The organism is Sinomicrobium pectinilyticum (assembly GCF_003725735.1).
In the GTDB taxonomy this organism is placed as follows: Bacteria; Bacteroidota; Bacteroidia; order Flavobacteriales; family Flavobacteriaceae; genus Sinomicrobium; species Sinomicrobium pectinilyticum.
Genome location: NZ_RJTM01000017.1, coordinates 1 through 13927 on the forward strand (window position 1 = coordinate 1; position 13927 = coordinate 13927).

The following is a 13927-nucleotide window of genomic DNA, read 5'->3' on the forward strand; positions in this document are numbered from 1 at the left end:
GAAAAAAAGACGAATAGGGGGCAAAAAGGACATTTTTTTAGCCAATTAAATTCAGTTTAAACAAGCTCTTAAGGGTTTTGAATAAAAAAACATCAGCATTAAGTCCGGATAGCAGGGCAAACACATATGGAATTTAAATTATTGATTATCAACACTATTGAATGTCTGTTTTTTTACTTTGTGTAACCTCTGTGCTTCTCCGTGAAACTTTGTGCAATAGTTACAACACGGAGACACACGAAGATTTCCACAGAGATTCACGGATATGTTAAACTTCTTATTATTCTTTAATGCGTTTGCCCTGGCCCGAACAGTAGAAATCAAAAAATTCATACATAAATCAGTAATAATTTAGGTGTGGTATATTCACATTTTTGCAGAACTTCGGTATCTTGCGGACTCTTTTTACACGAAATCTTTTTTAGATTTCAGCATAGAAAGTCGCGAATAATTCAGGCACAGATAAAACAAATCAGAATATGGATCCGGTTCAAAAGAAAATAGAGGACCTGAGGGAAGAACTCACAAAACACAATTATAATTATTACGTACTGGACAATCCTGTCATACCGGATTATGAGTTCGATATGAAACTGAAAGAACTCCAGGAACTGGAAGCCAGGCATCCGGAATTTTATGATGTCACTTCGCCTACGGTACGTGTAGGCGGAATGATTACCAAAAACTTTGAAACCGTTGTACATGAGTACCGGATGTACTCCCTGGACAATTCATATTCCAAGGAAGAACTGGAAGACTGGGAAAAACGCATACAACGCATTCTCGGGGATGCTTCCGTGGAGTTTGTCTGTGAATTGAAATACGACGGGGCTTCCATAAGCCTTTTTTACGAAGAAGGGGAACTTGTCCGTGGCGTGACCAGGGGAGACGGGTTCCAGGGAGACGATGTGACCAACAATGTAAAAACCATACGCTCCGTGCCCCTGCGGCTGCAGGGAGACTATCCCGAAAAATTTCATATCCGGGGAGAGATCATACTCCCGAGGGAAGGTTTTGCCAAAATGAACCGGGAACGGGTTGAGGCCGGGGAAGACCCCTATATGAACCCCAGGAATACGGCTTCGGGCAGCCTTAAACTCCAGGATAATTCCGAAGTGGCCAAACGTCCCCTGGATTGTTTACTGTACAGTATTGCGGGAGAAAACCTGGACTTCAGGACACAGTTCGAGGGGCTGGAAAAGGCCAGGAGCTGGGGCTTTAAAGTGCCTACGGTAGCCAAACTGTGCCATAGCACCGGGGAAGTCATGGATTTTGTGAATTACTGGGATGTGCACCGCCACGAACTGCCATACGAAACGGACGGTGTAGTTATCAAGGTCAATAATATCGCACAACAGGAAGAACTGGGATACACCGCAAAGGCACCGCGATGGGCCATGGCATACAAATTCAAGGCAGAACAGGTATCTACCGTACTCAACAGCATTTCCTACCAGGTGGGAAGAACGGGCGCAATAACCCCCGTTGCCAACCTGGAACCGGTTTTGCTCGCAGGAACAACGGTAAAAAGGGCGTCATTGCACAATGCGGACCAGATTGAAAAACTGGATGTACGCGAAGGCGATACCGTATTTGTGGAAAAAGGAGGAGAGATTATCCCGAAGATCATCCGGGTGGATTTTACCCGGCGGGACCCTGACTCCGTACCTACTGCCTATATTACGCATTGCCCGGAATGCGGCACGGAACTCATCCGCAAAGAAGGCGAAGCCCAGCATTATTGTCCTAATTACTACGGTTGTCCGCCGCAGATCACCGGAAGGATCCAGCATTTCATATCCCGCAAGGCCATGGATATAGAGGGACTGGGGAGCGAAACCGTGGAACTGCTCTACAAAGAGGGGCTCATAGAAAACTACGCCGACCTCTATTTACTGAAAAAAGAGCAGATCGTCCCGCTGGAACGTATGGCGGACAAAAGCGCGGAAAACCTGATTGCCGGAATCGAGAAATCAAAGGAAATTCCGTTTGAACGGGTGCTTTATGCCCTGGGCATCCGGTTTGTCGGGGAAACCGTAGCTAAAAAACTGGCCAAAGCCTATATCTCTGTTGATGCCCTTAAGGAAGCTACCCCGGAAGATCTCGTCAGTGTAGATGAAATCGGGATCAAGATCGCGGAAAGTGTAGCGGAATTTTTCCGTAACGAAAATAACCTTGAAATCGTTGAGCGGTTGCGTTCATATGGCGTGCAGATGGAAATTTCTCCGGAGAAACTGCAAGGCCGGACCGATACTTTAAAGGGACTGACTTTTGTCGTATCCGGCGTATTTGAAATCCTGTCCAGGAATGACCTGAAAAAGCATATCGAAGATAACGGCGGAAAAGTAGCTTCATCCATATCTTCCAAAACAAGTTATGTCGTTGCCGGTGACAATATGGGGCCGAGCAAGAGGGAGAAAGCGGAAAAGCTGGGAATACCCATTATTTCCGAGCATGATTTCCTGGAAATGATCCCTTAGTTGTCCGAAACGATAAATAATAGCTGCACCGCAGGTTGCAGGATGAAAAATTATGATACGGGTGACGGGAGGGAATGCGTTGCCGGGTTATTCAGTTAACCCGGCAACCAATGTTAATTTTATATAGGGATCTCTTAACGAACCTACTTCACAATTTCGTCTCCGTTTCCCATCTTTTTACGCATTCGCATATTGAGGAACTCCACGAGAAGGGAGAAGGCAATGGCGAAGTAAAGGTATCCTTTGGGTATAGCACCGATCTCCTGGTCGAACACCGTGGTGTGTGACAGGTGTGCGGCTTCGGCGATCAGCATGAACCCGATAAGGATCAGGAAAGAAAGGGCAAGCAACTGTACCGAAGGATGCCGGTTGATGAATTTGCGGATGGGGTTGGCAAAAGTCATCATAATTACGATAGATATGATCACGGCGATAATCATCAAAATAAGGGCATCTCCGGGCTTTTCCCCGATGCCGTTTGTCATTCCCACCGCAGTGAGAATAGAGTCTATGGAGAAAATAAAATCTATAATGACAATCTGGACCACTGCTTTGGACAGCGAAGTGATCTTCTTTGCCCTGACCTCTTTCTCTTCGTGTTCCGGGAGGTCCACTTTTTCGTGAATTTCGGAGGTACTCTTATACAGCAGGAAAAGCCCGCCCGCAAACAAAATAATACTTTGCCCGCTAAGCCCTACGGAAATCCAGGAAGTGTCAATATGATAAAAAGGTGCTTTCAGTCCCACCAGGAACGAGATGGCAAACAGTAACAGTATCCGCTGTACCATAGCCAGTATCAGCCCTGTGTTGGTAGCTTTGCGCTGCTGGTGTTCCGGAAGTTTATTTGCCGTTATGGATATGAAAACGATATTGTCTATTCCAAGAACGATCTCCAGGAAGGTAAGTGTCAGCAGTGCAATCCAGGCATCCGGGGAAGAAAAAATATCAAACATTCGGAATTATTCTATTTTTACGGCGGTTCCCCGCTGCTTGTTTTTATTATCTCCTACGATAGAATACTCAAAAGTATACGAATTCTCATCCGTGGTAAGTATTTTTACCTGCACCGCCTTTCTTTCCCGCATGGAAGAAGGATGGAGTTTGCGCATAATAAACTCACAGTCATTCACCCACGATACCGAAGCGGTATCTATATGCTCCCCGACATAATCGATGTTAATGGAATCGTTGCGAACAAACCTGGACCTGACCTCTTTTCCGTCCAGCATATAAGTAAACTCAAAAGTCCCTGTTCTGAAATCCTCGCAATTGCGCTCGGCATTATAGCAGGATGCAAACAGGACGACTAAAAAGATACAGGTCATTTTTTTAAATATATCCACAGTAAAAGGTGTGATTTCTTTTAATATACGAACAAAGATACAGATTTAAAGTTACCGAATATACGCTGAAAAACAAATATTCATTCCTGCTTTTTTTCCTTTCGGTATTCCTTAAATGTACCGTCTTTATAAAAGAACACCACACGCTCGATTTCCTTGTCCGCAACGCCGGGAGAATTTTCCGCGGGAAATGTTTCCGCCCCGGAGGGCACGGAAAACAGGTCGGGGGAATCCTGCGTTTTTTCCCGGCGGGTTTCCTTTTTTCTTTCCGGCTGCTTATCTGAAGGAAAAGCGCCCTTGCCATTTAAAAGCCAGTACAATTCCACTTCCGGAAAAGTGCTCAGTACCTTAAGAACAAAATCCAGGCTCGGTTTATTCCTTCCCGAAAGGATATGCGATATGGACGAGCGTTGCACGCCGATCCTGTCGGCAAAAGAAGAAGCACTTAAACCGTAAAAGTCCAGTACTTCCTGGAGCCTGTTGCTGAAATCCTCGATGTTTACCATTGTAAACAAATGTATTTGAAGTTACGTCTTTACAAATGTAAACAAATTTCCTCGATATGTCAAAGAATAGTAAGGTTTCGTGTATTTTTAACTAAACTACTTGTATAAGTAATATAATATAAAGTGTTGATATATATCTTTTTAATCTGCATTTATTAAATAGGGTTGTTTTTACCTTTAATAATACTTAAGTAATCCCTTCCCGGGACAGCGGTTCGTTTATCATTGTAAACAAATCAGGAGTTTCTTCTTGTTTACAGATGTAAAAACTCTATTGTTTACTTTTGTAATCTTTAAAACTGACCTATGGAATTACTGCAATGGCATAGCTGCCACCGGGAAGACAGATTAACCGGGAGATATATTATTCCCGCAGACATTGTCCCCCTGCTCGAGGAACACACGGATATGGGAGAACTTTCCGTAATCGGACATTCCGTGGACGGACGTCCCGTTTATTTATACTGTATCGGGAGCGGAAGCAAAAAGGTACTGATGTGGTCTCAGATGCACGGAAACGAATCCACGACGACCAAAGCGGTAATGGACCTGCTGTTATTCTTCAGGCACGGAGGTGAAACCGCCGGCGAAATCCTGAAACATTGTACCTTATATATCATACCCATGCTGAACCCGGACGGGGCGCTTGCATATACGCGTGTAAATGCCAATGAGATCGACCTGAACAGGGATGCCGCGAATTTGTCACAGCCGGAAAGTTTTGCCCTGCGCCATACCTTCGACAGGATAAAACCCCATTTCTGTTTTAACCTGCACGACCAGCGGACCATATTCAACACCGGTAAGACGGCAAGTCCGGCTACCCTATCCTTTTTATCGCCTGCAACAGACGAAGAACGGAACATAACGCCCCCCAGGAAGAAGAGCATGGAGATCATAGCGGCTATAAACGAAGTACTGCAGCAATATATCCCGGGCCAGGTGGGAAGGTATGACGACACTTTTAATATCAACTGTGTTGGCGATGCTTTTCAGACCCGGGGCGTACCGACTTTGTTATTCGAAGCGGGACATTATCCGGGGGATTACGACAGGGACACCACCCGTAAATACGTTTTCTGTGCGCTGATCGCAGCGCTCCGCTTTATTTCCGGGAATGATGTAGAGGGTAAGGGGTATAACGCTTACTTCGACATCCCGGAAAATGACAAACTTTTTTTCGATATACTCATCCGTCGTTTCCCGGTTAAAACAGGGGAGGGGATTGTCCTTAAGGATATCGGTATACTATATAAAGAGGAACTGAAAGATAATAAAATAGTATTTACGCCATATATATCAGAAACAGGTGATCTGGAAGGGTTTTATGGTCACAGGGAGTTTGTTGCCGACGGGAAAAAGGTGATTCCCATAGAAGAAAAAAAATTAGAAACAAGTGTTTTGCTTAAATTATTTCTTTAAATTAACCCTTTCTTAACAAAATATCCAAAGTTTTACGTGCATATATTGAATATTTTTTATTTTTTTGCGTTTTAATATTCTCTTTGGATAAAAGCAAGTGTAAATTATTCAGTTAAAGCAAGATTAATATGGCAAAGTTTAGATTAGACGAGGTAGATCACCAGATTTTAGATATGCTTATCGATAACACCCGTACACCGTTTACCGATATTGCAAAAAAATTGTTGATCTCTGCAGGTACCGTACACGTAAGAGTGAAAAAAATGGAAGAAGCCGGTATTATCAAGGGTTCTTCACTTACCCTGGATTATGTTAAACTGGGATATTCGTTTATAGCTTACGTGGGTATATTTCTGGAGAAAACACATCAGACGAAGTTCGTTATCGAACGTCTTAACGAAATACCGAATATTACCGTAGCACATGTTACTACAGGGAAGTTCAACATATTCTGTAAGGTAAGGGCAAAAGATACCAAACACGCCAAGGATATTATCTTCAGGATAGACGATATAGACGGAGTAGCCAGGACAGAAACCATGATTTCGCTGGAAGAAAGCATCAACGATAAAAAACGCCTGATGCACTCCATTTTTAACGAAATGTAAAATTTTTGTTTGTATCAGCATAAAGAACCCTCCCCGATTCTGTATTGGAGAGGGTTTTTTGTATCTTCGGGCTAGAAAAAAAGAAGAGTATTTATGTTGAGAAAACCTAAAATTGAACGTTTTAACGAAAGTGTATTGTCTAAATACCAGATATACAACAGTATATTGATGACCTTACCTTTTGATGAAATAACCAATACAGGGGTTTTACTGCCTTTGTTCAGTGAAATATGCGAAAAAGGATACGGGGAAAACAAGAATCCTTCGGAAATTGTCGAAGCGTTTTTTACCAAGTTCTATGACAATCCGGATGAAAAGGAGAAAAACGACCTGCTCTTCCGTTTTATTCAGTATATAGAACGCCAGGTTGTATTGTTTGATGCCATAGAGGATGCCGCATTCCCTGTAATTAACAATATGGATGGCCGTGGTACGTTACGTAGTGTTAAAGAAGAGGCCGAAGGAAAGAACAAAACGGCTGCACTGCGGGATTTTCTGCAAAGGTTCAGGGTAAGGCCCGTGCTGACAGCCCACCCGACACAATTCTATCCCGGACCGGTATTGGGGATTATTACGGACCTTACCAAAGCCATAAGGGACAACGACCTGAGCGTTATAGAAAAATTACTGGCACAACTCGGAAAAACCCCGTTCTTTAAAAAAGAAAAACCAACACCTTATGATGAGGCCGTAAGCCTGATCTGGTTTTTGGAAAATGTATTCTACCAATCCGTAAGCAAAATATACAATTATATACAGAACAATATTTTTGAGGAAGTGGAACTCAACAACCAGATCGTTAACCTCGGGTTCTGGCCCGGAGGGGACCGTGACGGGAACCCTTTTGTAACCAGTGAGATCACGCTCAAGGTTGCGGAGAGGTTACGCCTTACCATACTCAAAAATTATTACCGGGATATCCGCAAACTGAAGCGGCGGATCACTTTCAAGGTCGTGGACAAGATGATGGGCGACCTGGAGCAGAAAATATACGAAAGTATTTATGTTTCACCCCGGCAACCCGCCCTCACTTCGGAAGAAATGCTTTCGTCTTTACAGGAAATACGCGACATACTCACCAATGAGCACCAGTCCCTGTTCGTAGAAGAAGTAAGCGACCTGATCAACAAGGTGAAGATATTCGGCTTTTACTTCGCTTCCCTTGATGTCCGCCAGGATTCCCGTGTACACCATACGGTGATCTCGGATATTATCAGCGAATCCCGTGCACTCGGACTGGATATCTTCCCGGACAATTACGAGAAACTCTCCGAAGAAGAGCAGATTGCCGTTCTCGGGAAAGTAAACGGAAAGCTGAACCCCGAACTCTTTAAGGAAGAAATTACCAGGTCTACGCTGGAATCCATCTATGCCATGAAAGAAATCCAGTTAAGCAACGGGGAACTCGGAGCAAACCGGTATATCATAAGTAATAACGGCAGTGCGCTGAACGTTATGGAGACTTTTGCCATGATACGCCTGTGCGACTGGAAAACCCCGAGCCTTGATGTCATTCCGTTGTTCGAGACCGTGGATGACCTGCAGATTGCCGATAAGGTCATGGAATTGCTCTACACGGACCCGGTTTACGCCGGGCACCTGGAAAGACGGGGCAATAAACAGACCATAATGCTCGGGTTTTCCGACGGTACCAAAGACGGCGGTTACCTGATGGCTAACTGGAGTATATACAAAGCCAAGGAAGTGCTCACGGAAATTTCCAGAAAATACGGTATTAAGGTCGTCTTCTTTGACGGCCGCGGAGGACCACCCGCAAGAGGAGGGGGAAAAACCCACCAGTTCTACGCTTCCCTGGGGCCGACCATTGAAAATGAAGAAGTACAGCTTACCGTACAGGGACAGACCATCAGTTCCAATTTCGGAACATTGGATTCCTGCCAGTACAACCTGGAGCAGCTCCTGAGTTCGGGAGTGGTAAACGAGGTATTTGCCGATGACGACAATATTCTCCACGATATAGATAAAAGCACTATGCAGGAGCTGGCGGATATCAGCTATGCCGCCTATGTAGACTTTAAAGAGCACCCTAAATTCATGCCGTACCTGGAGGAGATGAGTACGCTGAAATTTTATGCAAAAACCAATATCGGGAGCCGCCCGTCCAAAAGGGGAAAATCCGACAAACTCAATTTCTCGGACCTCCGCGCCATACCTTTTGTGGGGAGCTGGAGCCAGCTCAAGCAAAATGTACCCGGTTTTTACGGGGTGGGGACGGCTATCGAAGCACTCGACAAAAGAGGGGAATTCGAAAGGGTACAATCCCTTTACCGCAATTCCGCTTTCTTCCGTACTTTACTTGAAAACAGCATGATGAGCCTTACCAAGTCATTCTTCAAGCTTACGGCATATATGAAGGATGATCCGGTATACGGCGAATTCTGGATGATCATCTATGAAGAATACCTGCGCAGTAAGGAAATGATCCTGAAAGTGACGGGGGACAAAAGCCTGATGGAAAACACCAAATCGGGGAAAGCGTCCATAGAAATACGCGAGAAGATCGTACTGCCCCTGCTTACCATACAACAGTTTGCTCTTCGCAGGATACAGGAACTTCGCAAAGAAGGGAAAACAGATTCGAAACAACTGGAGGTTTATGAAAAAATGGTAACACGTTCGCTGTTCGGTAATATTAACGCCAGCAGGAACTCGGCATAAACAATACCATATTTTATCGTTGCGGCCATCGTTTGTTGTATTGACAGACGGTGGCTTTTTTATTTGCTTGTGTTTTATATTTTGTCAGGAAGTTTGTAACTTAAAGGGGATTTTCTCACAGGATAGTCAATGACTTAAAAAGCAATAAAAATGAAACACGTATTAATTATAGGGGCCAACGGAAAAATAGGCAGAATACTTTCCCGGAAATTAAAAGATTCCCCCGATTTCTATCCCGTGGCCTTTATCCGGAATCCAGAACAGAAAGCCTTTTTTGACGAAGAGGGCATAAAAAACCGTGTGGGAAGTATTGAAGGCGGTACGGACGAAATAGCCAAAGTCATGCACGACATAGATGCCATAGTGTTCACTGCCGGGTCCGGGGCCGGTACGGGGCACGACAAAACGCTGACCGTTGACCTGGACGGTGCCGTAAAAACAATGGAAGCTGCTAAAAAAACCCATGTAAAACGCTTTGTTATGGTAAGCGCTTTAAATGCAGATAAACGCGAATACTGGGGAGCTTCCGGTATTGAGCCCTATTATGTAGCGAAACATTATGCCGATTTTGTACTGAAAACAACCGGCCTGGATTACACCATACTACGCCCGGGAATGCTGCTGGACAGCGCGGGAAACGGAAAAATCAACGTTTCATACCCGGAAAAGGAAGAAGGAGTGCCCCGTGAAGATGTGGCAGAAGTAATTGCAGAAGTGTTAAAACAGGATAGTACTATCGGCAAGACCATAGAATTTAACCAGGGGAAAACACCCGTAGGAAAAGCATTGACGCAGGTGTGATCCTTCCGATTTATAATTAAAGATACAATAGATATAGTGTGTCTTAATCACTTAAAAACAAGTATTTTGCTTTCTTATTCATGATACTATTAATTAATCGCAAAAAAACGAATATGTGGCGGATAGAAAAAATGCACAAAAATTTGCGTAGTTAAATAACTACATTTATATTCGTAGTCAAATAACTTCATAATGAATTTAAGAAGGGATGTGTTTCAGGCCATAGCGGACCCCACAAGACGGGCCATACTCTTTCTGGTGGCCACACAATCCATGACGGCAGGGACCATAGCTTCAAATTTCGATACTGCCAGACCCACCGTATCCAGACATCTGAAAATACTCACCGAATGCGATTTGCTCAGGCAGGAGCAAACCGGGAGGGAAGTGTATTATCATCTCAACCCGGAAAAGATGAAAGAAATCGCTGACTTTGTAGAGCCTTTCCGCAAATTATGGGACGACAGGTTCAATAAGCTCGAGACCATTATGAAAACCTACCAATCCCAAAGCTAAGACCCTATGGAACAAAAGACCAAAGTCCATGCCGAAGAAGGCAAACAGGAACTGCTGATAACACGGGAATTCGACCTGCCTTTAAAGTTGCTTTTTAAAGCATATGTAGAACCTCATATTGTGGAACAGTGGATGGGGACGAAAGTGCTGAAACTGGAATGCAAAAGGCATGGCAGTTACCAATTCGAAACCACGGACCCCCAGGGAAACAAACACGGGTTTAACGGGGTCATCCACGAGTTTTTCCCCGACCGCAAGATTACACGGACCTTTGAAATGGAAAATACGCCATTTACCGTTCAGCTCGAATTCCTGGAATTCGAAAAGCTTACGGACAGCACCAGTAAACTCCGCATGCAGATCGTATACAGGTCCGTTGCCCTCAGGGACCAGATGCTACAGATGCCCTTCGCCTACGGTATAAATATGGCCCATAACCGGCTGGAAGATGTTGTAAAACAATTGCGGTAGTCCGGGTGAACAAGTTATGGAGCTTTGGCTTACCGGCTCCGTAACTCAACAACTGGCTGGCGCTATAACAACCTATGAGAAACTAATCCCGAAAACCAATTAAAATAAAAAATATGATGACCAAAAAGAACAAGATCATTTATTGGATCGCCACGGTGTGGCTTGCACTGGGAATGCTGTCTACCGGCATCGTGCAATTAATAAGAATGGAGGAGGAAGTAGATATGATGACGCATTTGGGATATCCTGCCTATTTACTGACCCTATTGGGGGCCTGGAAAATCCTGGGAGTAATTGTCATCCTTGTCCCCAGGTTCCCCTTGCTGAAGGAATGGGCCTACGCGGGGTTCTTCTTTGCGATGTCAGGGGCCGCCTTTTCTCACCTGGTTACCGGGGATGCTCCCAAAGACCTTTTCGGGCCGTTGTTATTGCTGACGCTGACCATAGTATCGTGGTATTTCAGGCCCCCGGGCAGGAAACTTTTTATGGCAAAACCGGCAGACCGCCCGGTAACAGACTGAAAACGGCTGTTTTTGCCGGGGATACGCGGAGGAGGATGCCCGGGAAAGGTCATTCACCCTCCGTGGACCGAGGCAGAAAATTAGAGAACCAAATAGAGGATTTAACCCCGAAACAGATACGAATAAAATGAATGCAAAGGTTGATAATTATATCAGTAAAGCCAAAAAGTGGCAAAAGGAATTCGAGGTATTGCGAAGAATTATTCTCGACTGTCAACTGACCGAAGACTTCAAATGGCGCAATCCCTGTTACACCTTTCAAGAAAGCAATATTGTCCTGATCCATGGATTCAAAGACTACTGTGCGCTCCTTTTTTTTAAAGGCGCCTTGTTAAAAGACCCTGATGACATTCTCATTCAACAAACGGAAAATGTGCAGTCGGCCAGGCAGATCCGGTTTAGCGGTGTTGAGGAAATAAGGGAAATGGAAACTACGCTCAGGACCTATATCTACGAAGCCATAGAAGTGGAGAAGGCCGGTTTGAAAGTGGAACTTAAAAAGACCTCCGAATTCCCCGTCCCGGAAGAATTTCAGGAGAAACTGGATAAGGACCCCGCCCTGCAAACTGCTTTCGAAGCCCTGACACCCGGCAGGCAAAGAGCATATTTATTACATTTTGCCGGAGCCAAGCAATCCGCAACACGGGAATCGCGGATTGAAAAAAATATACCCAGGATTTTTGAGGGAAAAGGATTAAATGACCGCTAAGCGCCGAAAAGATCATTTCTGTTATGAAACACCAGAGTAAAATGAACCCGGACGCAGATACGTATTTTTCCGAAGGCTGTGGGCGCTGCCCGCTGGGAGGGACACCCGGGTGTAAAGTTCACAAATGGACCGAAGAGCTGGAGCAATTGAGATCGATTGTCCTGGACTGCGGGCTGACGGAAGAACGGAAATGGGGTGTTCCCTGTTATACCTTTCAGAAAAACAATGTGGTGATCATAGGGGCTTTTAAGGACTATTGCGCTTTGAGTTTTTTTAAAGGTGCCCTGTTAAACGACGCCGGCGGTATTCTCCGGAAACCCGGGAAAAATACGCAGTCGGGGAGAATTATTCCGTTTACGGAGAGGAAGGAAATCGCGGCAATGGAAACACTTCTGAAAACCTATATTCACGAAGCCATTGAAGTGGAAAAAGCAGGGCTCAAGATGGATTTTAAAAAAAATCCGGAACCTGTTCCGGAAGAATTACAGGACAAATTTGAGGAAATCCCGGTCTTGAAAACCGCTTTCGAAGCCCTGACCCCCGGACGGCAAAGAGGCTATATCCTTCATTTTTCCGGTGCCAGGCAATCTGCTACCCGGAAATCGAGGATAGAAAAATGTATTCCGAAGATCCTCAGCGGAAAGGGATTGCACGACCGTTAAATTCGGTAAGGACAGCAAACGATTTCGGGTAAAAATTCATAGGTTTGTAATCATTGAGAATGCCGGGTTAAACTTCCCGGACCGAAACCGACAACCTATGATAAAAGAAAAAATCAAGACAGGCCTGCTGTCTTTCGGAATGTCCGGAAAGATTTTTCACGCCCCGTTTGTCAAAGCACATCCGGAATTCGAACCGGTGGCTGTGGTAGAACGGTTGCAGAAACGTGCGCATAAACTGTATCCCGGTATTAAAAGTTACACTTCCGTAGACGAATTGCTGAATGACGATGAGATCGAACTGGTCATCGTCAATACCCCTAACAATACCCATTACGAATTTGCCCTGAGGGCTTTGCAGAAGAAAAAGCATGTCCTGGTGGAAAAACCCTTTACAACGACTTCCGAAGAGGCTGTGCATCTTTTCCGGGAAGCTGCCAGAAACCATTGCCATGTACTCCCGTATCACAACCGCCGTTACGACAGCGATTTTTTGTCGGTAAAAGAAGTGCTGGAAAGCGGGAAACTGGGTAAACCGGCAGAGGTTTATTTCCGTTTTGAGCGCTATAAATACACTATAGGGGAAAAACGTTTTAAAGAAGAAGCCGTACCCGGCAGCGGGTTGCAGTACGACCTGGGGTCCCATCTCCTGGACGGTGTAATTTCCCTGTTCGGGATCCCGTTACGATGGCATAAGACCCTGGCCAAAAACAGGCCCGGGACACAGGTGGACGATTATGTCCACATTCACCTCGAATACCCCGGCGGTTTACAGGTCTTTGTCAATACAAGTTTACTGGTCCTCAGCCCGCAACCGGCCTTTGTGCTCAACGGCAGCAGGGGCACCTATATCAAATACCGTACAGATGTACAGGAAAGACAGTTACTGGACGGCATGCTTCCCGGAGATAGCGGGTTCGGGGTGGAAGACAAGGGAAGGGAAGGGGAGCTCACCTGGCTGGACGACAATGATGTGAAACACACGGAAAAGGTATATTCCGCCCCGGCTTCCTATTCCGGCATTTTTGAGGCGGTATACCAGACGATCAGGAACAACAAGCCGTACCCGGTGACCGAACCGCAGATTGTGGCCCAGTTGAGGATACTGGAGGAGTAGGCGATGTATCTTATGCCGCTTTCCGTAACCGGATACTACCTCGGGGCAATCCCGATAATTATCGGGACACGAGGTATTCAAACGAGCCAAACCTT

General features: G+C 45.2%; 14 protein-coding genes. 11 read left to right on the forward strand and 3 right to left on the reverse strand.

Going from position 1 to position 13927, the window contains the following annotated elements; genetic code table 11:
* Positions 1-479: 479 nt before the first annotated feature.
* Positions 480-2480: an NAD-dependent DNA ligase LigA gene (gene ligA / locus ED312_RS03575; RefSeq protein WP_123214641.1), complete on the forward strand. Its 2001-nt coding sequence runs from the start codon at positions 480-482 to the stop codon at positions 2478-2480.
* A gap of 143 nt (positions 2481-2623) precedes the next feature.
* On the opposite strand, the gene ED312_RS03580 is transcribed toward ligA, so the two are convergent.
* The 3 genes from ED312_RS03580 to ED312_RS03590 all read right to left on the reverse strand — a co-directional run bounded on the left by ED312_RS03580 (position 2624) and on the right by ED312_RS03590 (position 4329).
* Positions 2624-3433 carry a TerC family protein gene (locus tag ED312_RS03580; RefSeq protein ID WP_123214642.1) on the reverse strand — a complete coding sequence of 270 codons (810 nt, stop codon included), beginning with the start codon at positions 3431-3433 and terminating at the stop codon, positions 2624-2626.
* 6 nt (positions 3434-3439) lie between these two features.
* Positions 3440-3805: a hypothetical protein gene (locus tag ED312_RS03585; protein WP_123214643.1), complete on the reverse strand. Its 366-nt coding sequence runs from the start codon at positions 3803-3805 to the stop codon at positions 3440-3442.
* Positions 3806-3903: 98 nt separating this feature from the next.
* Positions 3904-4329 (reverse strand): helix-turn-helix transcriptional regulator, encoded by a 426-nt coding sequence (locus tag ED312_RS03590; RefSeq protein WP_123214644.1) that lies wholly within the window; start codon positions 4327-4329, stop codon positions 3904-3906.
* Between the two features lie 306 nt (positions 4330-4635).
* Here ED312_RS03590 and ED312_RS03595 point away from each other — a divergent pair, with 306 nt between their 5' ends.
* The 10 genes from ED312_RS03595 (at position 4636) to ED312_RS03640 (ending at position 13832) form a co-directional block, all read left to right on the forward strand.
* Positions 4636-5751: a M14 family metallopeptidase gene (locus ED312_RS03595; protein ID WP_123214645.1), complete on the forward strand. Its 1116-nt coding sequence runs from the start codon at positions 4636-4638 to the stop codon at positions 5749-5751.
* Positions 5752-5879: 128 nt separating this feature from the next.
* Positions 5880-6359, forward strand: a complete 480-nt coding sequence (locus ED312_RS03600; protein WP_072317040.1) for an Lrp/AsnC family transcriptional regulator — start codon at positions 5880-5882, stop codon at positions 6357-6359.
* A 93-nt stretch (positions 6360-6452) separates the two neighbouring features.
* Complete coding sequence (locus tag ED312_RS03605) at positions 6453-9038, forward strand: phosphoenolpyruvate carboxylase (RefSeq protein ID WP_123214646.1); 2586 nt, start codon at positions 6453-6455, stop codon at positions 9036-9038.
* 150 nt (positions 9039-9188) lie between these two features.
* Complete coding sequence (locus tag ED312_RS03610) at positions 9189-9839, forward strand: SDR family oxidoreductase (RefSeq protein ID WP_123214647.1); 651 nt, start codon at positions 9189-9191, stop codon at positions 9837-9839.
* A 192-nt stretch (positions 9840-10031) separates the two neighbouring features.
* Positions 10032-10355: an ArsR/SmtB family transcription factor gene (locus tag ED312_RS03615; protein WP_123214648.1), complete on the forward strand. Its 324-nt coding sequence runs from the start codon at positions 10032-10034 to the stop codon at positions 10353-10355.
* Between the two features lie 6 nt (positions 10356-10361).
* Positions 10362-10826, forward strand: a complete 465-nt coding sequence (locus ED312_RS03620) for an SRPBCC domain-containing protein (RefSeq protein ID WP_123214649.1) — start codon at positions 10362-10364, stop codon at positions 10824-10826.
* 116 nt (positions 10827-10942) lie between these two features.
* Entirely contained in the window at positions 10943-11347 is a 405-nt protein-coding gene (locus ED312_RS03625; protein WP_123214650.1) for a DoxX family protein, read from the forward strand.
* Between the two features lie 127 nt (positions 11348-11474).
* Positions 11475-12056 carry a YdeI/OmpD-associated family protein gene (locus ED312_RS03630; protein WP_123214651.1) on the forward strand — a complete coding sequence of 194 codons (582 nt, stop codon included), beginning with the start codon at positions 11475-11477 and terminating at the stop codon, positions 12054-12056.
* A 41-nt stretch (positions 12057-12097) separates the two neighbouring features.
* Positions 12098-12718, forward strand: coding sequence for a YdeI/OmpD-associated family protein (locus tag ED312_RS03635; protein ID WP_206363202.1), 621 nt, complete (start codon positions 12098-12100; stop codon positions 12716-12718).
* Between the two features lie 97 nt (positions 12719-12815).
* Positions 12816-13832 (forward strand): Gfo/Idh/MocA family oxidoreductase, encoded by a 1017-nt coding sequence (locus ED312_RS03640; RefSeq protein ID WP_123214653.1) that lies wholly within the window; start codon positions 12816-12818, stop codon positions 13830-13832.
* Positions 13833-13927 lie beyond the last annotated feature (95 nt).